Raw genomic sequence first — 24,392 nt, forward strand, 5'->3', positions numbered from 1 at the left:
GGGGCGCGGGCCCCTGGCCGGCCGGTTTCTTGGTTGGCACTGGCCGGGCGCGCCACCGGGTGGGGTCCTGGGGGGTGGGTCGGGCTCCCCCTCGGGGGGCCTGTGCCTTTGGGTTCGGGCGGGCCCCCCGGCCGTTCTCCCGGCGGTGCCGGTCGGTCACTGCACCGGGATGATCCCGGTCAGCCACTCGAAGGCGCTCGGGACCATCCGCTTCCACATGTCGGTGGTGTGCGGGCCGGTGCTCTCCTCGACCTGGACCTTGGTCGGCTCCTTGGCCGCGGCGGCGATCGCCTGGCCGTCCTCGTAGCCGTCGCCCTTGGCGCCGCTGACCAGCAGGGCGACCTTCGGCGGCTGCTGGGCGGACTTGAGGATGTTGACCGGGTTGTTCTCGGTGCGCAGCTTCGGGTCCTTGCCGACCAGCGAGTCGCCCTCGGTGGCCGGGTCGTTGTAGCCGGACATCGCGATGGCGGCGCGGTAGCGGTTGGGGTGGGCGACCGCGAGCTTGGCCGCGCAGTGGGCGCCGGCCGAGTAGCCGGCGATCGCCCAGCGGTCCGCGGACGGGTCGGCGCGGAAGTTGTCCATCACCATCTGCGGGACGTCGCGGGTGATCCAGGCGTCCGCGTTGATCTTGCCGGGGATGTCGGTGCAGCCGGCGTCCTGGTGGCTGCCCAGCAGCAGGGTGCGCGGCGAGACCAGGATGAAGGGCGCGACCTTGCCCTGCTGCATCAGCGGCTTGAGCTGCTCGGAGACCTTGAGGGTGCCGTACCAGGTGGAGGAGGAGCCCGGGTAGCCGGGGATCAGCTCGACGACCGGGAACTTCTTGTCCTTGAACGCCGGGTCGTTGTACTGCGGCGGCAGCCAGACCAGCACCTCGCCGTCGACCCCGGAGACCTGGCCCTTGAGCTCGGTCTTCTGGACGTCGCCGGGCACCGCCGGGTCGTTCACGCCGCCGAACTTCTGCAGCACCTTCGGCGGCTGCTTGGCGGCGTCGCCGGAGCCGTCCTTGCCGTTGCCGGCCGGGTCCACCGGGGCCACCGAGGGCACCGCGCGGACGTGGTCACCGGTGCCGAGCAGGTCGTCCCAGTTGCCGTAGATCAGGTTCGCGTTGTTGACCATCACGAAGACCATCAGCACGGCGGTGACCTGGCAGAACATGATCATGACGATCCGGGACAGGGTGCGCACCGGCTGGGGGCCGCGCACCTTCCCCCAGAAGAGCAGCGCCACTGTGATGGACACCGGCACCAGGATGACGGTGAGGATGAGGAATGGCGTACCTGTCAGTTCCATCGCGTTCTCGTATCCGGGTCGCTCGCCGCCCGGGCCCCACTCGCCCGGACGCACGTCAATGGCATCAGACGGCAACCAGCGGATGATCGGTTGCTGTCCGAATCTGTGCGGAACCTGAGAGGAACATCACGTTTCAGAGTTGTTCCCGCTTCGGGTCGGCGCCTAGTCTGTCACCCGGACGGCGGTGCTCCGGACCAGATGTTCAGCGAACTTCCAGGAAGGTCCCCCGGGGCACCTTACCTGGCGCGCCGTTCGCACTGCCGGGCGAGGCGGTGCGATCCCGCGCGGCCGGGCCAGAGAGACTATGGGGATGAGCACAACCCGCTTTCGCCCGTCCCGCCGCTTCTGGCCCGTGTGCGCCGTCCTGGCCCTCGCGGTCACCGCGGCCGGTTGCAGCAGTACCGGAGGCAGACGCGCCGAGGAGGCCCGCGCCAAGGCCGCGGCCGCCGGTGGCAGCGCCGTCACCACCCCGCGCTGGAAGGTCGCCATGGTGACCCACGCCGGCGCCGGCGACGCCTTCTGGGACAGCGTGCGCAAGGGCGCCGAGCAGGCCGCCGCCAAGGACAACATCACCTTCCTGTACTCCAACGACGCGCAGACCCAGAACCAGGTCCAGCTCGTCCAGGCCGCCATCGACCAGAAGGTCGACGGCCTGCTGGTCACCCTCGCCAAGGGCGACGCGATGGCCGGCGTCCTCGGCAAGGCCAAGGCGGCCGGCATCCCGGTCATCACGATCAACTCCGGTCAGGAGTTCTCCGCGAAGTTCGGCGCGCTCACCCACATCGGCCAGGACGAGTCCTCGGCCGGCCAGGCGGCCGGCACCGAACTGGCCTCGCGCGGCCGCAAGAACGTGCTGTGCGTGATCCACGAGCAGGGCAACGTCGGCCAGGAGCAGCGCTGCTCCGGCGCCCAGTCCAAGGCCGGCGGCGGCTTCCAGGTGCTGTACGTCAACGGCGTCGACATGCCCGACGCCCGGGCGTCGATCTCCGCCAAGCTCCAGGCCGACCCCTCCATCGACACCGTGCTCACCCTGTCCGGCCCGATGGCCGCCACCGGACTGCAGGCCGTCCAGGACGCCCACCGCGGCGTGGAGCTGGACACCTTCGACCTGGGCCAGCAGGTGGTCGCCGGGCTCAAGTCCGGCAGCGTCGGCTTCGCCGTCGACCAGCAGCCCTACCTCCAGGGCTACGAGGGCGTCGACCTGCTCTGGCTGTACCGGTCCAACCTGGACATGCTCGGCGGCGGCAAGCCCGTCGCGACCGGCCCGCAGATCCTGACCAAGGACGACGCCGACGCGCTCGCCGAGTACGTCGCGAGGGGGACCAGGTGAGCGGTTCCACCACTCCGGACCTGCTCGTCCAGGACCGTCCGGCCGCCCTGCGGCGCCTCCTCGCCCGCCCGGAGCTGGGCTCGCTGATCGCGGCCGTCGCGGTGTTCACGGTCTTCGCCGCCGTCGCCGAACCGTTCCTGCGGGTCTCCTCGCTGGGCACCGTGCTCTACGCGGCGTCCACCATCGGGATCATGGCCGTGCCGGTCTCGCTGCTGATGATCGGCGGCGAGTTCGACCTGTCGGCCGGCGTGCTGGTCACCACCGCCGCGCTGACCTCCTCGATGGTCTCCTACCAGTTCACCGCCGTCACCTGGGTCGGCGTGCTGGTCTCGCTGGCCACCACGCTGGCGATCGGCGGGTTCAACGGCTGGATGCTCGGCCGCACCAGGCTGCCCAGCTTCATCGTCACCCTCGGCACCTTCCTGATGCTGACCGGCGCCAACCTGGGCGTCACCAAGGCGATCTCCGGGACGGTCTCCACCAAGTCGATCGCCGACATGCAGGGCTTCGAGAGCTGCCGGTGGCTGTTCGCCTCCGAGGTGAACATCGGCGGGCTGACGGTCAAGGCCACCGTCTGGTGGTGGCTCGGCCTGCTGGTGGTCGGCAGCTGGGTGCTGCTGCGCACCCGCTTCGGCAACTGGATCTTCGCCGTCGGCGGCGACGCGGCGGCCGCCCGCGCGGTCGGCGTGCCGGTCGCCCGGACCAAGACGCTGCTCTATCTGGGCGTCGGCTTCGGCGCCTGGGTGCTCGGGCAGCACCTGCTGTTCTCCTTCGACACCGTGCAGTCCGGCGAGGGCGTCGGCAACGAACTGATCTACATCGTCGCGGCGGTGATCGGCGGCTGCCTGATCACCGGCGGCTACGGCTCGGTGGCCGGCTCCGCGCTCGGCGCGCTGATCTTCGGCATGGCCAGCAAGGGGATCATCTACGCCCAGTGGAACCCGGACTGGTTCAAGTTCTTCCTCGGCGCGATGCTGCTGCTGGCCGCGCTGCTCAACGCCTACGTCAAGCGCCGGGCGGAACGGGGTCCGCGATGAACGACCAGCTCGGCTCCGGCACGGAGCGCCCGGTGGCCACCGAACCGGCGGGCACCGAACTGCTCGCGCTGGAGGGCGTCGGCAAGACCTACGGGACGGTCCGCGCGCTGCAGGACGTCTCGCTGACCCTGCGGGCCGGCGAGATCAGCTGCGTGCTCGGCGACAACGGGGCCGGCAAGTCCACCCTGATCAAGATCATCGCGGGGCTGCACCGGCACGACGAGGGCCGCTACACCGTCGGCGGCGAGGAGGTCCGGCTGGACTCCCCGCGCCAGGCGCTGGACCGCGGCATCGCCACCGTCTACCAGGACCTCGCCGTCGTCCCGCTGATGCCGGTGTGGCGCAACTTCTTCCTCGGCTCCGAGCGGGGCACCCGCCGCTGGGGCGGCCTGCGGCTGGACGCCGAGGGCATGCGCGCCACCACCCGCGAGGCGCTCGCCCGGATGGGCATCGACCTGCACGACGTCGACCGGCCGATCGGCACCCTGTCCGGCGGCCAGCGCCAGTGCGTGGCGATCGCCCGGGCCGTGCACTTCGGTGCCAAAGTGCTCATCCTGGACGAGCCGACCGCGGCGCTCGGCGTCAAGCAGTCCGGGGTGGTCCTCAAGTACGTCACCGCGGCCCGCGACGCCGGGCTCGGGGTCGTCCTGATCACCCACAACCCGCACCACGCCTACCTGGTCGGCGACCACTTCACCCTGCTGAAACGGGGGCGGACGGCCGGCAGCCACCCGCGGGCCGAGATCGGCCTCGAACAGCTCACCACCGAGATGGCCGGCGGCTCCGACCTCGCCGAGCTCTCGCACGAGCTGGCCCGGCCGTCGGCCCCCGGCCCCACCGAACCCGACTCTCGTGAGGAGCGTCCGCAGCCGTGACCAGCCCCCATGGCAGCACTCGGCCGGCCGTCCTGCCCACCCTGCTCGGCCTCGGCCCGCGTGCCGAGCGCCGCCGCCGCGCCCTGCCCGCGGGCATACTGCGGCTGCCCACCATCGGCGTCGACATCGGCGGCACCAAGGTGGTCGCCGGGGTCGTCGACGGCGAGGGGAAGGTGCTGGAGAAGCTGCGCACCGACACCCCGCACAAGAGCAAGAGCGCCAAGGTCGTCGAGGACGTGATCGTCGAGCTGGTGCTCCAGCTCTCCGACCGGCACGACGTCCACGCGGTCGGCATCGGCGCGGCCGGCTGGGTCGACGCCGAGCGCTCCCGGGTGCTCTTCGCCCCGCACCTCAACTGGCGCAACGAGCCGCTCCAGCAGGCGCTCAGCGAGCGGCTGCGGTTCCCGGTGATCGTGGAGAACGACGCCAACGCGGCCGCCTGGGCCGAGTGGCGCTTCGGCGCCGGGCGCGGCGAGGACCACATGGTGATGCTCACCCTGGGCACCGGCATCGGCGGCGCGGTCGTCCGGGACGGCTACGTCGACCGCGGGAAGTACGGCCTGGCGGGCGAGTTCGGGCACATGCAGGTGGTGCCCGGCGGCCACCGCTGCCCGTGCGGCAACCGCGGCTGCTGGGAGCAGTACTCCTCCGGCAACGCCCTGGTGCGGGACGCCCGGGAACTGGTCGCGGAGGAGTCCCCGGTGGTGCAGCAGCTGCTCGCCCGGGCCGGCGGCACCGTCGAGGGCATCACCGGACCGCTGGTCACCGAGGCCGCCCGGGAGGGCGACCCGACCGCCATCGAGCTGCTCTACGAGGTCGGCACCTGGCTCGGGGTCGGCATCGCCAACCTTGCGGCCGGCCTCGACCCGGGGCGCTTCGTCATCGGCGGCGGCGTCTCCGAGGCCGGCGACTTGCTGCTCGGCCCGGCCCGGGACACCTTCCGCCGCACCCTCACCGGCCGCGGCTTCCGGCCCGAGGCCAGCATCGTGCACGCGGCCCTCGGCAACGAGGCGGGGCTGGTCGGCGCCGCCGACCTGGCGCGGCAGGTCGCACGGCGGTTCCGCACCATCAAGCGGCGCCGGGTGGAGCGCAGCGCGCCGTAGCGGGAGAGGGGCGGTGGGGCGGAGGGGAACAGGGCCGTCCCCTCCGCCCCTCCTGTCAACTACCCGTTGGTAGCCGTGCGGTGTGGTTGTCGGATCCATGTCTCCTGTGGAACAACTGACGTGACGTCGACTCAGGAGGACTCGGATGAGGGCTCTGACCCGCCTAGCGCCATCACTGCTGATCGCCACCGCACTGGTCTGGGCCACCACCGGCCCCGCCGGCGCCGCGGCGCCACCGCCCAAGGCACCCGAGGCGGTGGGCTGGGGCGGGGCGGTGGCCTCGGTGGACGCGGACGCCACCGCCGCCGGCATCGAGGTGCTGCGCAAGGGCGGGAACGCGGTGGACGCGGCCGTCGCCGCCGCGGCCGCGCTCGGCGTGACCGAGCCCTACTCCTCCGGGATCGGCGGCGGCGGGTACTTCGTCTACTACGACCACGCCACCGGCACGGTGCACACCGTCGACGGCCGCGAGACGGCCGGCCGCACCGCCGACACCGGACTGTTCCTGGAGGGCGGCAAGCCGCTCGCCTTCGCCGACGCCGTCACCAGCGGACTGTCCGTCGGCGTCCCCGGCACCCCGGCCACCTGGGACTCCGCACTGCGCCAGTGGGGCACCCGCTCGCTCGCGCAGAACCTCGAACCGGCCGAGCGGATCGCCGAGAACGGCTTCGTCGTCGACGACACCTTCCGCGGCCAGACCTCCGACAACTACAGCCGCTTCAAGGACTTCCCGGCCACCGCCAAGATCTTCCTGCCGAACGGCAAGCTCCCCGAGGTCGGTTCCGTCCTGCGCAACCCCGACCTCGCCGCGACCTACAAGCTGCTCGCCAAGGACGGCGTGAAGGCCTTCTACCAGGGCGCGTTGGCGCAGGACATCGCCGACACCGTGCAGCACCCGCCGGTCGACCCGGCCTCCGGACGCAACGCCCGCCCCGGGAAGGTCGACGCCGCCGACCTGGCCGCCTACCAGGCCCGCCGCCAGGCGCCCACCCACGTCGCCTACCGCGACTACGACGTCTACTCGATGGCCCCGTCCAGCTCCGGCGGCACCACCGTCGGCGAGGCGCTGCACATCCTGGAGGACGGCGACCTCTCCGGCTCCAGCAGCACGCAGTACTACCACCACTTCCTGGAGGCCTCGCGGATCGCCTTCGCCGACCGCAACCGCTGGGTCGGCGACCCGGCCTTCGGCGACGTCCCGACCCGGCAGCTGCTCTCCGAGCGCTACGCCGCCTCCCGGGCCTGCCTGATCAGCCCGGACCACGCACTCACCAGCCCGCTCGCCCCCGGCGACCCGTACCACCCGGCCGACTGCGCGGACACCGGGCAGGCCCTCCCCGAGCCGTACGAGGGCCCCAACACCACCCACCTGACGGTGGCGGACCGCTGGGGCAACATCGTCTCCTACACCCTCACCATCGAGCAGACCGGCGGCAGCGGCATCACCGTCCCCGGCCGGGGCTTCCTGCTCAACAACGAGCTGACCGACTTCGACTTCGTCCCGCTCGCCGCCGGCGTCCCTGACCCCAACCTGCCCGGACCGGGCAAGCGGCCGCGCTCCTCGATGTCCCCGACCATCGTGCTGCGCGACGGCGAGCCGCTGCTGGCCACCGGCAGCCCGGGCGGCGCGACCATCATCACCACCACCCTCCAGGTGCTGCTCGGCCGCCTCGACCGGGGCCTGAGCCTGGAGCAGGCGATCGCCGCGCCGCGCGCCAGCCAGCGCAACAGCGCCGTCACCCAGGCCGAGCCCGGCTTCCTGGCGCTGCCGGAGCGGTCCGCGCTGGAGGCCCTCGGGCAGCGGTTCGCCGACGGCGGCGAGATCGGCGCCGCCACCGGCGTGGAGCGGCTGCCGGACGGCCGCTGGGTGGCCGCCGCCGAGCCGGTGCGACGCGGCGGCGGCTCGGCCGCGGTGGTCCGCCCCGCGGGCTGACCGCCAGGCCGCGGCGCGGTGCCGGCCGCCGAGCGCCCGGCCGTGGCGCCGGTCGGGCCGGGTTGTCGGTGCCGGGCGGTATGTTCGGGGTGGGTCTCCCCGTGGGGCCCACCCCCGTCCGTACCGACCGAACCACCGGGAAGGCCGCCCGCCGTGACCGTCCGCATCGCCACCTGGAACATCAACTCCGTCACCGCCCGGCTGCCCAAGCTCCTGGAGTGGCTGGAGAGCGCCAAGCCCGACGTGCTCTGCCTCCAGGAGCTCAAGTGCGCGGCCGACGCCTTCCCGTACGAGCAGGTCCGCGAGCTCGGCTACGAGACGGCCGCGCACGGCACCGGCCGGTGGAACGGCGTGGCGATCGTCTCCCGGATCGGCCTGGAGGACGTCGTGCGCGACCTGCCCGGCCAGCCCGGCTACCTGGCCGACGGCGCCCTGCTGCCCGACGTCGAGCCGCGCGCCGTCGCCGCCACCTGCGGCCCGGTCCGGGTCTGGTCGGTCTACGTGCCCAACGGCCGCGAGGTCGACCACCTGCACTACCACTACAAGCTGGAGTGGCTGGAGGCGCTGCGCAAGGCCGCCGCCGAGGACGCGGCCGGCCCCCGCCCCTTCGCCGTCCTCGGGGACTTCAACATCGCCCCCACCGACGCGGACGTCTACGACGTCGCCGCCTTCGAGGGCCTCACCCACGTCACCCCGGTCGAGCGCGCCGCGCTGGCGGCGCTGGGCGAGATCGGCCTGCACGACGTGGTGCCGCGCCCCCTCAAGTACGACCACCCCTACACCTACTGGGACTACCGCCAGCTGGCGTTCCCGAAGAACCGCGGCATGCGGATCGACCTCACCTACGCCAACAAGCCCTTCGTGGACGCCGTCACCGACAGCTACGTGGACCGCGAGGCCCGCAAGGGCAAGGGCACCTCGGACCACGCCCCGGTCGTGGTGGACCTGGACCTCTGAGCCCCCGGGGCCGCGGTGACGCCGTGTGACGATCACGCGAGGTGACGGGCCGTCGCCCGAACGGTCCTGAGCGGTGGCCGGGCCCGCCGGGCCTGCCTACCGTCGGTGAAAGACCGGGTGCAGTTGACACACCACGTGGACATGGGAGTCCCCGGCTGCGCCCGAGAATCCCGGAGGTTCCGGCATGCGCCCCACGCGTACGGCCGCCGCCGCCCTGATCGGCGCGACGGTGCTGACCGGTCTGACGGCCCCCCTCGCAGCAGCCAGGGACGGCGCGGCCTCGGTCAGCCCGTCCCAGGCCGCACCGGGCCAGACCGTGACGGTCACGGTCTCCTGCGAGAAGTCGGACAAGCCCGACGCCAAGACCATCACCGCCCACTCCGCCGCCTTCGAGGGCGGCCCCGCGACCCTCACCCTGGGCTCCGACGGCAGGCACACCGGCTCCGCCCGGCTCGCCGCCGAGCGCAACGGGGACAGCAAGGTCGACGGCACCTGCCCGGACGGCGGCGCCTTCTCCACCACCGTCAAGGTCACCACGGTGACCGCCACCGCCCCCGACAAGGGCCTCGGCGACTGGGGCAAGGCGGCGGGGGAGTGGGCCGGCTCGCTGGGCCAGTCCGGCGCCGGCAGCCAGCAGGTCGCCCCGCACGGCGCGGTGAAGACCGGGCTCGGCGGCTCGGTCGCGTCGGACCCGGCGGAGCTGGCCGGAGGGCTGGCCCTGGTCGCGGGCGGCATCGGCGGCTTCTGGCTGCTCCGCAGGCGCAGTGCCTGACGGCCCCGCCCCCCGCGTACGCGCACGCCGCGCCGCCGAGCCCTGACCTGATCGGACCGGCGGCGCGGCGGCGCGTCGGCGGCGGGCGGGGCCGCCGGTGCGTCAGCGGGCCGCCCGGTCCTGCCGCTCGTCGTGCTGCTCGTGCTGCTCGTGCTGGAGGAGGCCGCTGGCCAGCAGGTACTGGGCCAGCACGTACGTCGCCATGATCCAGAACTGATGCCCCGGCAGCTCGCGCCACTTCGCCAGCTGGGTCGCGATCAGGGTGTCGGAGAGCAGGAACAGCGCCCCGCCCAGCCCGGTCCGCCAGCCCAGGCCGGCCGCGGTGACCGCCGTCGAGGTGAGCAGCAGGCTGTAGCCGGCCACCGGGGCCTTGAGCTCCCCGAGGTCCGGCCAGAGCTGGCCGATCATGCCCGCCCAGGCCGCCGCGTACGCGGCCGCGACCACCAGGGCGCGCCGCCGGTCGGTGAGCGCCCCGCGCTGGACGAACATCGCGACGTAGCAGACGTGCGCGGCCGCGAACGAGCCCATCCCGGCCAGGAACGCGGTGTCGTCCTTCAACTGCAGCAGTACGTCCCCGCCCGCGCTCGCCAGCAGCGCCGGGGTCAGCAGCTTCGGCAGCTCGCGCTCGCTCCGGGCCGCCGCCGCCACGCTGTGCGCGGCCAGCAGCGGCATCAGGGCCGGCTTGGTGGCGTTGCGCAGCACCGGGGCCCCGGAGAGGATCGAGCCCAGGTGCACCGCCGAGGTGGCCGCGAAGCCGCCGAGCAGGCCGGTGGCCGAACGCAGGCGCCCGCCGAGGCCGGTGGCGCGGGTGGTCGTACGGATGCTCATGCGGCGTCTGCCTCCGAGGTCGCCCGGGGTGGGGGGTCCACCGACCCTAAGGGAGCCGGCGGGGTGGGGGAAGACCAGGTTACCGGTGCGTAACCCGGGTGGGGGAAGGGGAGTGACGGCCCGGCCGGGAGAGCGGAGCACCGGCGACCGCTTCGAGGGCTCTTGCGGAGACTTCCTCAGGAGGACGGTTGCTGCCACCGGGTGAGCCGGTCACCGTCTACGCTGGACCCCGACATGGAGCAGCAGGAGTACGCGGTCGGCGCCACCCGGGTGGCCGCCGGCAGGCCGGACGGACGCAGGGGCGGGGCAGGCCGGGGAACCGCCGCCGCCGTCCTCGCCGTACGCGGACCCGAAGCCACCGGGCCCGCCGACTCGGCCGATGCCGCGGGCGAGCACGGTGCTGACGGTCCGCAGGAGCCCGACGGGGCGCTCTCGCCCGACCCGGGACTGCTCCGGCTCGCCCACTGGTTCGCCGCCGCCACCCCCGGCGCCGCCGACGACCTGTGCACCGCCTCCTTCGGCCTCTACCCTGCCCGGCACCTCGGCGCCATCGCCGAGCCCGGCGACCCCGGCGTCAGCTGGTGGCACGGCCCGACCGCCCACACGGCAGCCGTCCCGCGCGCCCGTGAGGCCCGCGAGGGGCGTGCCGACGGCGTCCTGCGCCGGGCCCGGCGCGACGCCGCCGCCCTGCCCGTCGTCCGCTCGGGCGCCAAGTCCGGCCGGCCCGGCCGCCACCGCAGGCCGGAGCGCACCCGGGCCCTGCCGGAGCTGCCCGGCGACGCCCCGGAACCGGCGGGCGAGGAACTCCCCGACGCCGAACGCCGCATCGCCGCACGGCTGTTGCTCGCCCACCCGCTGGTCACCGCCTCCGGCCCGCATGCCGACGGCTTCCCGCTGATCCGCCGTCACCGCGACTGGCTCGTCGAACGCTTCGACACCCTGCTCGGCTACCGCCTGGTCGTCGGCCCCTGGCACGCCCGGCTCTGCAAGGCCGGCCTCGGCCCCGGCGCCGCCCGCCGCCTCGAACACCCCGCCACCGGTGCCCCGTTCACCCCGGCCGGCTACGCCCAACTCGCCCTCGCCCTGGCCCTGCTCGTCGACGCCCCCGAACAACTCCCGTACGGGCGGCTGCTCGACGCGATGCGGTCCGCCGCCCCCGACCTCGCGGCCCAGGCGGCCGACCCGGCCGCCCCCGCGATGGCGCTCGCCGCGCTGGCCGACTGGCAGGTGCTCGGCGGCCTGCCGGCCGACCCGGCCGACACCGCCTTCGTGCTGACCGTCGACCGCGAACTCGCCCGCGCCGTCCCGGCCGGACCGCCCGCCCTCGCCGCCGACGCCGCCGACCTGATCCGCCGCGCCGCCGAGGCCGAACCCGCCACCGCCGTGCGGCGCCTCCTCGCCGAGACGCCCGCCGTCCTCGTCGCCGACCTCCCCGAGGACCGGCGCGCCTGGCTGCACGAGCACCGGCTCAGCGGCCCGGCCGCGCTCGCGGACTTCCTCGGGCTGGAGGCCGAACTGCGGGCCGAGGGCGTCGCCCTGCTCGACCCGGCCGCCGAACTCACCGACCTCGCCCTCCCCGGCACCGGTACCCTCTCCCAGGCCGCCCTGCTGCTGGTCGAAGGCCTGGTGGAGGAGGTCCGGCCGCTGCCCGGCGAGGCCACCGAGGGCGACGTACCGATCGCCGACGCGCTGATAGACGGCCTCCTCGGCGACATCGCCGACGACCACGACCTCCCGGCCCGCTACCTCGCCGACCGCACCGCCCTGCGCCGCGACGCCCTCGACCTCCTGCACGGGCTCGGCCTGATCACCCCCACCCCCCGCACCACCTGGCTGCTCCGCCCCCCGGCCGCCCGCTACGCCCCGGCCCCGGACCTCCACCCCACCCCCGGCACCGGCCGGCACTCCCGCCCCGCCGCCCCGCCGGGGAGTTGAGCCCCGGGCCCCGGCGACTGCCGGGCCGCGCCGGGGCGGGCCGTGGGTGGTCAGGCCGGGATGAGGGCTTCCCATTCGCTGCGGGTGGGTCCGTCGTGCCGGGGGGCGAAGTCGGGGCGGGCGGCCAGCCAGGCGGTGACGTGGCGGTCGACCTCCTCGCTGCCGAAGGCCTCCTCGGGCGTACGGACCAGGTGGCGGACGTGGGCGCGGGCGCGCATGACGACCGGGTCGTCGAAGGCGCAGGCGGCGAGGGCGGCGGTGCGGCGCTCGGGGAGGGCCGAACCGTCCAGCAGGCGCTGCTCGTTGGCGCGGTCGCCGGCCACCTGGGCGTCGAACCAGGGGCGCAGGGTCCGGGCGGCCCAGTCGTGGTAGCCGGTGGGGTCGGCGGCGACCTGGTCGGCGTGGCCGGCGAGGTACTGGCCGGCGAGCAGGCCGAGGGCGACGCCGTGGCCGAGGGTGGGGTTGGTGTGGACGAGGCTGTCCCCGGCGTTGACCAGGCCGGTGACGACGGGTCCGGCGTCGTCGGTGAGGGAGGTCCAGCGGTTGTCCAGGCCGGCCATCGCCAGGACGGCCGAGCGGGGTTCGGGGTCGAGGTCGAGCCAGGCGGCGCAGGCGGGGAAGCGGCGCAGGACGGCCTCGAACACGGCGGGGTCGAGGAGCGCGCCGCGGGTCGGGTCGCCGGTGGAGAGCACCATGCTCAGCGCGAAGGTGTCGTTGTCGGAGGGGAAGACCCCGGCGGCGGCGAACCCCGCGACCGAGCCGGTCCGCACCCGCCCGGGGTCGCGCGGGCCGTCCGCCCGCAGGCGGTACCAGCGGCACAGGTAGGTGATGCCGGTGCGGTGGCTGTCGACGACGGGCGGGCGGCAGCCGGCGGCCGTCAGCCAGCCGGGGACGGCGGAGCGGCGGCCGGCGGCGTCGACGACGAGGTCGGCCGGGTGGGTCCCGTCGTGGGTCCCGTCGTCGACCCGCAGGCCGGTGACCCGGGGCGGGTCGCCGTCCTGGACGGTGAGGGCGCTCACCCGGCGGCCGCGCCGTACCTCGACGGAGGGCTCCCGGCGGACGGCGGCGGTGAGGGCGGCCTCCAGCACGATGCGGCGGGTGCGCAGGGTCACCAGGTCCTCGTCGCCGTCCCGGTGCGGCGGGTGCTGGTCGAACCAGTCGAAGTCGTGGTACTCCCGGGCGCCGCGGGCCAGCAGGTCGGCGTGGACGTCGGGGGCCTCGGCGCGCAGCACCGTGCGGACCGGGGCGAGGAAGGAGTGGGGCTGGTCGGCCTGGGGGACGCGGGGCCGCTTCCAGCGGTAGAAGTCCTCATCCAGGTCCGTGTCGGCCTGTCGGGTCTCCTGCTCGAACAGGGTGACGGCATGGCCCCGCCGTCCGAGCATGAGGGCCGTTCCCAGCCCGCTGATCCCGCCACCGATGATTGCAACCCGCGCCACTGCATCCCCTTCGCGTCGTGTTGCAGAGCGATCATAGGGCTTGCTGATCTTCGGATTGACATGACCCCCCAGGCGCGGGGCGGGGCCGGCTACCTGCTCGCGGTGGCGGCGGCGATCGGGCCGTGCTGGACGGTCTCCACGGTGGCACCGACCCCGAGGGTGCCGAGGGCGATGGAGGCGAGGACGGCGGTGCAGGCGAGGAGACGGCGGTGGCGCTGGGGGAGCGGGAAGCGCGGTTCCTGGTAGGGCGCCTGAGGGCTGGCGTTCATGACAGGGAGGCTCCCAGGGCGGTGTGAACGGTCGGTACGCGCGGGTGAAGTCCGGGCGGGGATCGGGCGTCATATGGCCGCATACGCCCCACCCGGTCGCCGGGTGGGGCGTATGCGCTGGTCAGTGCCGGTGCGTCGGGGGCCTCAGCGCCGTCGGCCGCGCTCGGCGAGGGCCTCGCCCACCGCGACCCGGACGGCGTCCCGCAGGCCGTGGGCGGGGTGGAAGCGGGAGGGGCCGGCCGCCGGGTCCTCACGGAGCTCCTTGACGAGGGAGAGGCAGAGCAGCAGCATCACCACGACGAAGGGCAGCGCGACCAGGATGGTGGCGTTCTGCAGCGCGGTGAGCCCGCCGGCCAGCAGCAGGGCGGCCGCGACCCCGCCCATCAGCACGCCCCAGACCACCACCAGCGGGGTGCGCGGGTGCAGCGAGCCGCGACTGGAGAGCGAGCCGAGCACCAGGGAGGCGGAGTCGGCGCTGGTGATGAAGAAGGTCATCACCAGCAGGACCGCGACCACGCTGGTGACCGAGCCGAGCGGCAGCGAGCGCAGCATCTCGAACAGCGAGGCCTCCGCGCCGCGTGGGATGGTCGCGACCAGGTCGGCGGTGCCGGTGCCGACGAGCCGGATCGCGGTGCCGCCCATGACGCAGAACCAGATCACGGTGGCTCCGCTGGGCACCAGCAGCACGCCGAGCAGGAACTGCCGGATGGTGCGGCCGCGCGAGATCCGGGCGATGAAGGTGCCGACGAAGGGCGCCCAGGAGAGCCACCAGGCCCAGTAGAAGATCGTCCAGGAGCCGAGCCAGCTCTCGTCGGTGAAGGCGCCGGTCTGGGTGGACATCCCGAGCAGGTCGGAGAGGTACCCGCCGACGGTGGACGGGATCGAGTCGAGGACGAACACCGAGGGCCCGAACACGAAGACGAAGAGCATGATCAGCGAGGCCAGCACGACGTTCGCGGTCGAGAGCCACTTGACGCCCTTGTGGACGCCGGAGAACGCGGAGAGCACGAAGGCGGCGGTCAGCGAGCCGATGATGACGAGCTGGGCGTTCTGGGTGTTGCGCACGGAGGTGATGTAGCCGAGGCCGTCGGCGACCTGGAGCGCGCCGAGCCCGAGGCTGGTCGCGGAGCCGAAGACGGTGGCGAAGACGGCGAGCAGGTCGATCGCCCTGCCCTGCCAGCCGTCCGCGCCGCGCTGCCCGATCAGCGGGACGAAGGCGGCGGAGATCCGGTTGCCCCGGCCCTTGCGGAAGGTGGTGTAGGCGAGGGCGAGGCCGCCGACCGCGTAGATCGCCCAGGGGTGGAGGGTCCAGTGGAAGAGCGAGAACTCCAGCGCCTGCTGGGCGGCGGCCGCGCTCTGCGGTTCGAGGCCGGAGCCGGGCTGCGGGGCGGCGAACAGTTGCAGGGGCTCGCCGACGCCGTAGAACATCAGGCCGATGCCCATGCCGGCGCTGAACATCATGGCGACCCAGGCGAGGGTGGAGAACTCCGGTTCGTCGTCGTCGCGGCCGAGCCGGATCCGGCCGAAGCGGCTGAAGGCGAGCAGCACGGTGAGGACCAGGAAGACGTCGGCGGCCACCACGAACAGCCAGCCGAAGTTGTGCAGGACCCAGCGGAGCGCCGTGCTGGAGGTGCGGCCGAGCGAGTCCTCGGCGAACACGCCCCAGGCGACCACCGCGAGCACCAGGACGGCGCTGATCCCGAAGACCGCCCGGTCGGTGGGGAGGGTGGCGGCGGGTTCGCCGGGTTCGTCGGGCTCCTGCACGCGCGGGGAGGGCTGCGGCGGCTGGCTGCTCATGCGGGGGGGACCTCTCGACATACGCGGAACACGGGGATTCAAGATGTATGTCGCACTATGTCCAGTTGGCGGCGTGCGCGGCGGGAGGGCGCGCCGGGCAGGCGGAGGGTGGGGACCTTCGTCCCGTCAGGCCGCCCGCCCCCGCCCTGGCGGGTGCGCGGTCGCGGGGTCGGGGTCGGGGTCGGGAGAGCGCTTCGGCGGCTGCCCGCGTCGGCCCCCGGCCCGGTGGAGGTGGGGGCGGTTCGGCCCTTGGCCAACTCCGCGACGGATGCGCGCGGTTGGGGCAGGGTTTCGGCCATCGGCCGCTGCCCGGAGGGGAGTTCGAGGGGGCGGGCGCCGGGGGCGTACTCGGCCGGGCCCGGGCGGGAACCGCCGCCTGCCGACCCGGTCACGGAAAGCGCCGGAGCGCCTACGCTGGGAGAGCGGGAGCGCCATCCGGACAGTGCCGTCCGGATGCCGTCGTGCTCCGCCGTCGAGGAGGTGCCAGGCCCGTGCCCGGAAGCGTGGACCCGCCGGGAAGCATCGAGCTTCCCGGAATCGTCAAACCGCTGCCCGCCCGGTGGTTCGTCCGGCGCGACACCAACGCCGAGATGCGGTGGGACGCGCTGCGCGAGGCCGACGGCGGGGCCGCCGTGGGCCGTCACGTCCCGGTGGAACGGTTCTTCGTCCGCAACCACACCAGCACCCCGCTGATCGACCCGGCCGCCTGGCGGCTGCGGCTGTTCGGCAGCGGCCTGCACGGCGCTCCGGGGCCCGAGCGGGCGGTCGAGTTCGGCCTGGCCGACCTGCGGGCGCTGCCCGCCACCCGGACCGAGGCGCTGATCGAGTGCGCGGGCAACGGCCGCGGCTACTTCCACCGCCAGCAGGGCCAGCGCGTCCCCGGCACCCCGTGGACGCTGGGCAGCATCGGCTCGGCGGCCTGGCGGGGCGTGCGGCTCGCCGAGGTGCTGCGGGCCGCCGGGCTGACCGACCGCGCGGTGGACGTGCTGCCCGTCGGCCTGGACCCGGACTACGTCGTCGACGGCACCAACCACGGCCCGGTGCGCCGGCCGCTGCCGATCGCCAAGGCGCTGGACGACGCGCTGCTCGCCTACGAGATGAACGGGGCCCCGCTGACCCCCGACCACGGCGCGCCGGTGCGACTGGTGGTGCCCGGCTGGGTCGGCATCGCCTCGATCAAGTGGGTCGGCAGCATCGAGGTGGCCGACCACCCGCTCCGGTCGCCCTGGAACACCGTCTTCTACCGGATGTACGGCCCGGGCTGGCCGCCCGACGGCGTCGCGCTCACCACCCAGGTGGTCAAGTCCGCCTTCGAACTGGCCGAGGGCGCCCGGCTGGAGGCCGGGCGCGAGCACCGCCTGTACGGACGGTCCTGGTCCGGCACGGCCCCGGTGCGGCTGGTCGAGGTGAGCACCGACGGCGGCCGCAGCTGGCGGCCCGCCGAACTGGACGGGGAGCCGCCCGCCGGGGACTGGGCGCGCTGGAGCGTCGGCTGGCGCCCCGAGCGGCCCGGCCGGTACGAGCTGCGCGCCCGCGCGACCGACCGCGGCGGCGCCACCCAGCCCGAACGGGCGGCCCTCAACCGCGAGGGCTACCTGTTCGGCGCGGTGGTGGCGCACCCGGTGACGGTGGTCTGAGCGGCCGTCGGGGCACCCGACCCGGTGTGCTTCGGCTGTGGGGCCGTCCGGGGTCGGGGCGCGCGGGCTCAGCCGGTGGACTGGACCTCATACGGGGCCGGGTAGGGGGTCTCGTACGGGGTCAGCACCAGGCGCACCACGTCCTCCAGCCGCCGTCTGGCGTCCCCGAGGGTGGTGCGGCCGGTCACCCAGGCCGTCAGCTCCCCCTGCCAGGCGTGCGCCACGATGTGGCGCACCAGGTCGCTGGCCGCCGCCGGCACCTCGGCCGTCACCACCTGGAGCGCGGTGCTGTCGGCCCGGGCCATGCCTTGCAGGGCCTCGCTGGCGAAGGGATCGGTGGAGGCGGCGACGGCGACCCGCAACCGGGCCAGCTCGGGCTGGCGCTGGTAGGCCCGCATCCCGCCCCGGACGAACCGGACCGCCCGGTCGGTGGCCCCCAGCCCGGCGCGCGGTCCGCGCAGCTCGGCCACCAGGTCCGCCAGCAGCAGCCGGTGCCACTCGGCGATCGCCGCCGCCAGGAGGTGGTCCTTGGAGGAGAAGTAGCGGTACGCCGTCCCCAGGGCGACTCCGGACCGCTCGCAGACCTGCTTCATCTGCAGCCGCTCGACGCCGATCTCGTTCACCAGGGCGAGCGCGGCCGCGATCAGGCTTTCGCGGCGTTCGAGCTGACGCGGAGACATCGCCTCCACCGGCCGTGGTGACAGGTCAACCTTGGTCACCCGCACCATGATACGGGCCGGGGCCGCTCAGGAGTATGACGCCGACCGGCCCCCTTCCGTTCGCCCGCCGTCCACCGCGCTTCGTCCGCGCTGCGTCCGGGCTTCGTCCGGGCGGCGGGCGGGGGCGTCCGGAGGCCTTCCGGGCGGCTCCGCGCGGCCGCCGACGGCCTCCGGGAGCCGCCCGGTTCACGGCATCCGGCGGATCAGCGCCTCCTGGGTGGCGGAGGCCACCAGCCGGCCGTCCCGGTCGTAGAACTCGCCGAGCGACAGGCCGCGGCCGTCCGAGGCGGAGGGGCTGCGCTGGGCGAAGAGCAGCCACTCGTCGGCGCGGAAGGGGCGGTGGAACCACATCGCGTGGTCCAGCGAGGTCATCAGCAGCCGGGGCGGCTCGATGCGCTGGAAGAAGTTCGCCTGCTCGTGCAGCCCGGCGGTGGAGGCCAGGGTGAGGTCGGACAAGTAGGTGAGCGCGCAGGTGTGCAGCAGCGGGTCGGTGTCCGGCAGGCGGGTGGCGATGCGCAGCCAGACGAACTGCTGGGGCATGCCGGGGACGGCCGGCGGCAGGCCCGGGGCGTCCGGCGGCACGAAGCGCAGTTCGAGGTCGCGGAAGCCGTCGGAGGCCTTGATCGCGGTGCGCAGCTCCTCGTCCCAGTGCGAGAAGGCGTCCGGCAGGGTCTCCGGGGCGGGCAGCGGGGGCGCCTCGCGCTGGCGGTCGCCGGCGGCCGGTTCGGGGAGCTTGAAGGAGGCGGTGAGGTTGAAGATCTCCTTCCGGTCCTGCACCGCCCGGACCCGGCGGGTGGTGTAGGTGAAGCCCTCGCGCAGCCGGTCGACCTGGTACTCGATCGGCCGGGTCGGGTCGCCGGGCAGCAGGAAGTAGCCGTGCAGGGAGTGCACCGCGCGCTTCGGGGCGCAGGTGCGCCCGGCGGCGGCGAGGGCCTGGGCGGCGACGTGGCCGCCGAAGGCGCGCATCGGGGCGCCGGCGTGGCAGTGGCCCCGGAACGTGTTCTCGTTCAGCTGCTCGATTTCCAGCAGGGCGGCGAACGGGGTGGCCGGGGCGGGCGCCTGCTCGGTCGGTCTCTGCTGTTCTGTCAGGTCGGTCACCGGCCCATAGTGGCAGAAGCCAACCGTGCGGCGGTGTGACCTGGGTAACGCGGACCCCGGGTAGAACGTGTTTCACTGCGGCGCCCGGTCGAGGGGATGTCGGACCGGTCACCTAGCGTGCTGCCCATGACGCAATCCGCACAGGCGTACGCCTACCTGCGCCCGTCGGCCGTCCTGGACGGCGCCGCCGGCCGGAGCCTCGACCTGGCCACCTCCGGCGGCGCCACCCCGCTCGGCGCGGCCGCCAACCCGCGCTTCTTCGCGGGCTTCCTGGCCGAGCCGGCCCCGGCCGCCGCCGCACTGCTCGCCGTCGCGGACGTCGCCGCCGCCCGCTACCACCAGCCGCGGCTGCGCGCCTCGCTCGACCCGGTGGTCACCGCGAACGGGGACCGGCTGCGCTTCGAGTCCTTCTCCGGCTGCTGCGGCGTGTACGCCCGGCTCGACGTGCTCGGGGCGGGGCTGGACGGTGGCGAGATCGGCCACGGCACCACCAACGTGGACGTCAACGACCCGCTGCGGGAGGCGCTGACCAGGATCGGCCCGGCCGAGCCGCTGCACCTCGCGGTCGGGCCGGACGCCCTGGAGGTCACCGGCTTCGACGGCCCGCTGGTCGAGCGGAAGGTGCCGCTGCCGGAACGCTGGCTGCGCGGCTTCGCCGAGACCCAGGTGGTCGCCGCCGGCTTCGACCTGCGTGCCGAACTCGGCGCCGCCGAGGCCGTGCGCTTCCTGCGCTCGCTGCCGCGCGGCGGCCGCGGCGGCGTCGGCTGGGTCGTCCCGGCCGGGCGCACCCTGCGGCCCACCACCCGCCCGGTGCCCGGCGCCGTCTGCCTGCCCGGGCCCGAGCGGCTGGTCGCCCTGCAGCGCGTGCTGCGGCACGCGCTCGGCCTGCGGGTGTACGGGCCGGTCGCCGGCCCGGCCCCGACGGCCTGCGCCTGGGAGGTCGTGCTGCCCGGCATGCGGCTGACCCTCACCCTCTCGCCGGACGCCTCGCGCGGCTTCTCCGGCGAGGGCGGCGTGCTCGACGCGCTGGCCACCGGCACGGTCGAGCAGGACGCCGAGCTGATCGCGGTACTGCTCGCCTGGGAGCCCCGGATCGAGGCCGCCGAGCTGGCCGAGCAGTCCGGGCTGAGCGTCGAGCGGGTCCGCGCCGCGCTCACCCGGCTCGGCACCTCCGGGCAGATCGGCTACGACACCGCCGAGGCCGCCCACTTCCACCGGCGGCTCCCGTACGACGCCGGGCGCGCCGAGGCCGCCAACCCCCGGCTGCGGGCCGCCCGGGCGCTGGTCGCGGCGGGCGCGGTGCGGCTGGAAGGCGACGGGGGAACGGCCGTCGTCACGGTGGACGACCACCTCCAGCGGGTGCGGACGGACGCGTCGGGGCGGGTGAGCTGCACCTGCCTGTGGTGGGCCAAGTACCGCGGCGGGCGCGGGCCGTGCAAGCACGCGCTGGCGGTCGGCATGGTGCGGGAGGCCGGGGCGTGAGCACAGGGGAGAGGGCGGAGATGGCGGAGAGGGCAGAGAGGGTGGAGAGAGCGGTGAAGGTGGCGAAGGTGGCGAAGGCGGAGGCGGAGATCGTGGAGCGGACGGCGGGGCCGGTCGGGGAACTGCTCGCCGCCGTCCGGGCCGGGTTCGTCCAAGCCGTCCCGGAGCTGCTGGCCGAGCTGGACCGGGCCCAGCGGCGGGAGTGCTTGGCCGCGCTCAAGGAACTGCGCAAGGAACTGCGCGACGACTGGTCGCAGTCCAGGACGGACCTCCGGGGCGCCCTGCTGATCGCCGGAGCCGGCTGCCACCCCGGCCCGGCGGGCGCCGCCACCTGGCTCGCCGGCACCGACTTCGGCAGCCGCGACTGGGCCCGGCACCCGGCCCTGCACGTGGTCGTCGAGGCCCAGCCGCAGGAGTGGCAGATCGAGGTGGCCACCCGGCTCGCCGAGCGGCCGGTGCGCTCCTGGGGCTGGTCGATGCACCCGCTGGTCGAGGCGATCGTCCGGCGCACCGGCTGCGCCGTGCCGGTGAGCGAGCCCTTCGTCCGGGGCTGGTTCGGCGCCCTGTCCACCGAGTACGGCCCCCGGCCGCCCTTGGTCGAGCGGCTGCGGACCGACGCCCTGACGCCCGTCCTGCTGCCCCGGATCCTCGAACTCGCCGACATCGGTGGCACATTGACCCACCGGCACAGCCCGCGCCCGGGGGACGTCTGGACCGGGGCGATCGCGGAGCTGGCCGCCGCCGGGGTGGTGGACCGGGCCGACCTGCTCGACCGCTGCCTGGCCAGGCTGCTGCGCGGCGGCAAGCCTGCCGACCAGCGGGCCTTCCTGGAACTGCTGCGGGCGCTCGACCCGGCGCCCCGGGAGTACGCCGCCCGGCCGCGGGACGTCCTGGCCCTGCTGGACGGCCTGTCGGTGATCGCCGGCCACGCCCAGGAGGTGCTCGCCGGACTGGACGAGGCCGGGCTGATCGCGCCCGAGGCGCTCATCGAGGCCTCCGCCGTGGTGCTGTTCCGGACCGAGAAGAAGCTGGTGCGGGCCCAGCTGGCCTGGCTGGAGAAGGCCGGCCGGCGCGCGCCCGACCGCTCCGGGCCGGTGGTGCTCGCGGCAGCCGGGGCCTTCGCTCACCCGGACCCCGGCGTCCAGGAGCGGGCGCTGAACGTTGTGGCCCGTCACCTCGCCGCGGCGGGCGGGGCGGTGCTGCCCGAACTGCGCGGCGCCGCCGAACTGCTCCATCCCGCCCACCACGCCCGGGCCGGGGAACTGTTCGGCGCGCCCGTCGGCAGCGGCGACGGCGTCGTCGTCGTCGGTGACGACCCGGCGGCCGGGGCGGACGAGATCCTGCCGCCGGTGCCCGGGCCTCGCCCGCTCGGGGCACCGATCGGCTCGGCGGCCGAGCTGGCCGAGGAACTCTCCGCGCTGCTCGCGGCCCGGGAGCCCGAGGTCGCCGCCTTCGAACGGGTGCTGGACGGACTGGTCCGGCAGGCCCACCTGGACCGGGCCGCGCTCCTCGCGGCACTGGAACCCGTCCGCCGGACGCACCCCTGGCAGGGCGCCGGCCACTGGGCCGACTGCACGCCCCGGGACATCTCCTACGTGGTGGCCGCGCTGGCGGGCGAGACGCCGTCACGCCGGCTCTGGGACGCCCTCACCGGCAGCGGACGCACCCCGCTGCGCGGCCCCCGCACCAGCCCGCACGGCGCCGTCCTCGCCGCCCGGCTGGAGGAGGCCGCCTGGCAGGTGACCGCCAACCGCCCGCCCTACCTGCTCGCCGTTCCGACCGACACCACCGGGGCGATCGAACCGGCGGCGCTGGTCGAACGCCTCGCCGGGTACCAGGCGGCGCACATCACCCCCGGCCAGGCCGACCTGTGCGCGGCCCTGCTCAGGGTCCGGCCGACCGCCGAGCCCGAGGTACTGGCCGCCGCCGAGGCGCTCACCTCGCCCGCCGGGCGGTGGCTGGCGCACTGGCTGCGCACCGGCGGCCTGCCCGGACAGCCCTCCGAACGGGTGCTCTTCGCGCCCGGCCGGGGCGTGCGGAGCCGGCGGACCTACCTGGACCGTTGGTGGGAGGAGATCGAACGGATCGTCGTCGCCCAGCCGGGCACCGGCTCCGGGCCGACGGGGCCGGCCGGCGAGCGGCTCGCCCCGGAGTTCCGCAAGCTGCTCGACCCGACCGGGCCCAGCGTTTCCCGGGCCCGCGCCGTCGAGGAGTGGGTCTGGCGGCCGGTCCCGCACTGGGTGGCGGTCCTGCCCCACCACCGGGAGGAGCTGGCCGCCCGCTGGCTCGACCAGTTCGCGGCGGGCGCCGACCGGGACGAGCGCGGGGCCGCGCGCCACCTCCCGCTGCTCGCCGAGTCCGGCGGCCCCGCCGGGCTCGCGCTGCACCTGGCGCTCGCGTACGGGCTGGGTGCCCGGCACGCCGAGGACCGGACCGGCGCCCTCGACGCGCTGCTGGTGCTCGCCGCGCGCGGGGAGCTCGACGGCGGGCTGCTCGGGCGCGAGCTGGGCGAACTGGTCCCGCTCGGGGCGGTCAAGCCGACCCGGCTGGTGGCGGTGCTCGGCCAGGCGGCGGAGACCGGCGCGCACCGGACGGTGTGGACGGTGCTGCGGGCCGCGTTGCCCGGACTGCTCGGCACGTCCGGGCCGACCGTCCGCGGGCTCGGGGACCTGCTCGCCCTCGCCGCGGACTGCGCCCGGCGGGCCGGGGTGCGGGGCGCGGTGGCCGAGGTGACGGCGGTGGCGGAGCAGGGTGGGTCGAGCCGGGTGGTGAAGGAGGCCCGGGCGCTGCGGGACGTCCTCGCGGGCTGAGCGGGGCTCATGCGTCGGCGGGACGGGCGGAGAGGACGGGCCGAGATGGCGGGCCGAGAGGGCGGGCGGGGCGTCAGGTTCTAGGGTGGGCGGGATTTCCGATCCGTCCGCTACGTACCGGAGAGCCCGTGCTGCACCTTCGCCTGATCGTCCCGCCCGACCTGCGCGAGCCGGTGCTCGGCTGCCTGGACGACTCGGTCGGGGTCACCCACGTGGTGGTCCTGCCGGACGCGGCCGTCCGGCCCGCCGGGGACGTGGTGCTCTGCGACGTCGCCCGGGAGGCGCTGGACGAGGTGCTGGGCGCACTGCGCGGGACGGGCCTGGTCGAGCGCGGGGCGATCGACGTCTCGGCGCTCGACCTGAGCCTCTCGGCGGCGGCCGACGAGGCCGAGCGGCTGGCCCCGGGGGAGGGGGCCGACGCGCTGGTGTGGGAGTCGGTCTCCGAGATCACCCACGAGGAGTCCACCCTCACCTGGGTGTTCCTGGCCTTCCTCACCGTCGCCACCATGCTGGCGGCCTGCGGCTCGGTGCTGGACAGCGCCATCCTGGTCGTCGGCGCGATGGCGGTCGGCCCGGAGTTCGGGCCGCTGGCCGGGCTCTGCGTGGCGATCGTCCAGCGCCGGATGCGCCCGGCGCTGCGCTCGCTGAACGCCCTGGTCACGGGTTTCCTGGTGGCGATGGCGCTGACGGTCTGCTTCGGACTGCTGATGGACGCGCTGGGGCTCTTCTCGGTGGAGCGGTTCGACGCCGTGCGTCCGAACACCTCGTTCATCTGGCAGCCCGACGCGACCTCCTTCGTGGTCGCCTTCCTGGCGGGCGTCGCCGGGCTGCTCTCGCTGACCTCGGCGAAGGCCGGCACCCTGGTGGGCGTCGCGATCTCGGTCACCACCGTGCCCGCCGCGGCCAACGCAGCGGTCGCGCTCGGGTACGGCAAGGTCGATCAATTCTGGGGATCCAGCGTGCAGTTGCTGCTGAACCTGCTGGGGATCGTGCTGGCCGGGGTGCTCACCCTGGTGGTGCAGGAGGCGGGCTGGGCGGTGATCCGGCGCCGCCGGGGGACGGCGGCGAACAGCTGACAGCTGAC

At 74.9% G+C, this 24,392-nt stretch carries 19 protein-coding genes; 12 read left to right on the forward strand and 7 right to left on the reverse strand.

Going from position 1 to position 24,392, the window contains the following annotated elements:
- Positions 1–156: 156 nt before the first annotated feature.
- A complete protein-coding gene (locus tag ACFV8H_RS27310; protein WP_380404896.1) occupies positions 157–1,239 on the reverse strand; it encodes an alpha/beta hydrolase in 1,083 nt (360 codons plus the stop codon).
- Between the two features lie 361 nt (positions 1,240–1,600).
- Between ACFV8H_RS27310 and ACFV8H_RS27315 the strand changes: the two genes are divergently transcribed.
- From ACFV8H_RS27315 to ACFV8H_RS27345, 7 genes are all read left to right on the forward strand, one after another.
- Positions 1,601–2,620 carry a substrate-binding domain-containing protein gene (locus tag ACFV8H_RS27315; protein ID WP_380404899.1) on the forward strand — a complete coding sequence of 340 codons (1,020 nt, stop codon included), beginning with the start codon at positions 1,601–1,603 and terminating at the stop codon, positions 2,618–2,620.
- Positions 2,617–3,657, forward strand: a complete 1,041-nt coding sequence (locus tag ACFV8H_RS27320; protein ID WP_375884897.1) for an ABC transporter permease — start codon at positions 2,617–2,619, stop codon at positions 3,655–3,657. The genes ACFV8H_RS27315 and ACFV8H_RS27320 overlap by 4 nt, the downstream gene beginning before the upstream one ends.
- Positions 3,654–4,532 (forward strand): ATP-binding cassette domain-containing protein, encoded by an 879-nt coding sequence (locus tag ACFV8H_RS27325; protein WP_375884899.1) that lies wholly within the window; start codon positions 3,654–3,656, stop codon positions 4,530–4,532. Before ACFV8H_RS27320 ends, ACFV8H_RS27325 begins: the two co-directional genes overlap by 4 nt.
- Positions 4,529–5,635: an ROK family glucokinase gene (locus ACFV8H_RS27330; RefSeq protein ID WP_380404903.1), complete on the forward strand. Its 1,107-nt coding sequence runs from the start codon at positions 4,529–4,531 to the stop codon at positions 5,633–5,635. Before ACFV8H_RS27325 ends, ACFV8H_RS27330 begins: the two co-directional genes overlap by 4 nt.
- A 145-nt stretch (positions 5,636–5,780) precedes the next feature.
- Positions 5,781–7,568 carry a gamma-glutamyltransferase gene (gene ggt, locus ACFV8H_RS27335; protein WP_380404906.1) on the forward strand — a complete coding sequence of 596 codons (1,788 nt, stop codon included), beginning with the start codon at positions 5,781–5,783 and terminating at the stop codon, positions 7,566–7,568.
- A gap of 153 nt (positions 7,569–7,721) precedes the next feature.
- Positions 7,722–8,525: an exodeoxyribonuclease III gene (locus tag ACFV8H_RS27340; RefSeq protein WP_380404909.1), complete on the forward strand. Its 804-nt coding sequence runs from the start codon at positions 7,722–7,724 to the stop codon at positions 8,523–8,525.
- A 184-nt stretch (positions 8,526–8,709) separates the two neighbouring features.
- Positions 8,710–9,297 (forward strand): hypothetical protein, encoded by a 588-nt coding sequence (locus ACFV8H_RS27345; protein ID WP_380404912.1) that lies wholly within the window; start codon positions 8,710–8,712, stop codon positions 9,295–9,297.
- Between the two features lie 102 nt (positions 9,298–9,399).
- Here the strand turns inward: ACFV8H_RS27345 and ACFV8H_RS27350 are convergent, their stop codons facing one another.
- The gene (locus tag ACFV8H_RS27350) at positions 9,400–10,125 is read right to left on the reverse strand and encodes a lysoplasmalogenase (RefSeq protein ID WP_380404915.1); all 726 of its coding nucleotides are present in this window, start codon (positions 10,123–10,125) and stop codon (positions 9,400–9,402) included.
- A 234-nt stretch (positions 10,126–10,359) separates the two neighbouring features.
- On the opposite strand from ACFV8H_RS27350, the gene ACFV8H_RS27355 reads away from it, so the two are divergent.
- Positions 10,360–12,060, forward strand: a complete 1,701-nt coding sequence (locus ACFV8H_RS27355; RefSeq protein WP_380404918.1) for a DUF2398 family protein — start codon at positions 10,360–10,362, stop codon at positions 12,058–12,060.
- Between the two features lie 50 nt (positions 12,061–12,110).
- Here ACFV8H_RS27355 and ACFV8H_RS27360 read toward each other — a convergent pair whose 3' ends face one another.
- The 3 genes from ACFV8H_RS27360 to ACFV8H_RS27370 all read right to left on the reverse strand — a co-directional run bounded on the left by ACFV8H_RS27360 (position 12,111) and on the right by ACFV8H_RS27370 (position 15,562).
- Complete coding sequence (locus tag ACFV8H_RS27360; protein WP_380404921.1) at positions 12,111–13,496, reverse strand: FAD-dependent oxidoreductase; 1,386 nt, start codon at positions 13,494–13,496, stop codon at positions 12,111–12,113.
- A gap of 89 nt (positions 13,497–13,585) precedes the next feature.
- The gene (locus tag ACFV8H_RS27365; protein WP_375884919.1) at positions 13,586–13,765 is read right to left on the reverse strand and encodes a hypothetical protein; all 180 of its coding nucleotides are present in this window, start codon (positions 13,763–13,765) and stop codon (positions 13,586–13,588) included.
- 144 nt (positions 13,766–13,909) lie between these two features.
- On the reverse strand, positions 13,910–15,562 hold the full coding sequence (locus tag ACFV8H_RS27370; RefSeq protein WP_375884921.1) for a BCCT family transporter: 1,653 nt from the start codon (positions 15,560–15,562) through the stop codon (positions 13,910–13,912).
- Positions 15,563–16,053: 491 nt separating this feature from the next.
- Between ACFV8H_RS27370 and ACFV8H_RS27375 the strand changes: the two genes are divergently transcribed.
- Positions 16,054–17,199, forward strand: coding sequence for a sulfite oxidase (locus ACFV8H_RS27375; RefSeq protein WP_380404926.1), 1,146 nt, complete (start codon positions 16,054–16,056; stop codon positions 17,197–17,199).
- Positions 17,200–17,267: 68 nt separating this feature from the next.
- Here the strand turns inward: ACFV8H_RS27375 and ACFV8H_RS27380 are convergent, their stop codons facing one another.
- Positions 17,268–17,918: a TetR/AcrR family transcriptional regulator gene (locus ACFV8H_RS27380; protein WP_375884924.1), complete on the reverse strand. Its 651-nt coding sequence runs from the start codon at positions 17,916–17,918 to the stop codon at positions 17,268–17,270.
- 186 nt (positions 17,919–18,104) lie between these two features.
- A complete protein-coding gene (locus tag ACFV8H_RS27385; protein ID WP_380404930.1) occupies positions 18,105–19,016 on the reverse strand; it encodes an acyl-CoA thioesterase in 912 nt (303 codons plus the stop codon).
- A gap of 126 nt (positions 19,017–19,142) precedes the next feature.
- On the opposite strand from ACFV8H_RS27385, the gene ACFV8H_RS27390 reads away from it, so the two are divergent.
- The 3 genes from ACFV8H_RS27390 to ACFV8H_RS27400 all read left to right on the forward strand — a co-directional run bounded on the left by ACFV8H_RS27390 (position 19,143) and on the right by ACFV8H_RS27400 (position 24,384).
- Positions 19,143–20,498, forward strand: a complete 1,356-nt coding sequence (locus ACFV8H_RS27390; protein WP_380404933.1) for an SWIM zinc finger family protein — start codon at positions 19,143–19,145, stop codon at positions 20,496–20,498.
- Between the two features lie 53 nt (positions 20,499–20,551).
- Complete coding sequence (locus ACFV8H_RS27395; protein WP_380404936.1) at positions 20,552–23,308, forward strand: DUF6493 family protein; 2,757 nt, start codon at positions 20,552–20,554, stop codon at positions 23,306–23,308.
- A gap of 128 nt (positions 23,309–23,436) precedes the next feature.
- Positions 23,437–24,384 (forward strand): DUF389 domain-containing protein, encoded by a 948-nt coding sequence (locus ACFV8H_RS27400; RefSeq protein ID WP_380404939.1) that lies wholly within the window; start codon positions 23,437–23,439, stop codon positions 24,382–24,384.
- Positions 24,385–24,392 lie beyond the last annotated feature (8 nt).

The organism is Kitasatospora sp. NPDC059827 (genome assembly GCF_042731675.1).
GTDB lineage: Bacteria > Actinomycetota > Actinomycetes > Streptomycetales > Streptomycetaceae > Kitasatospora.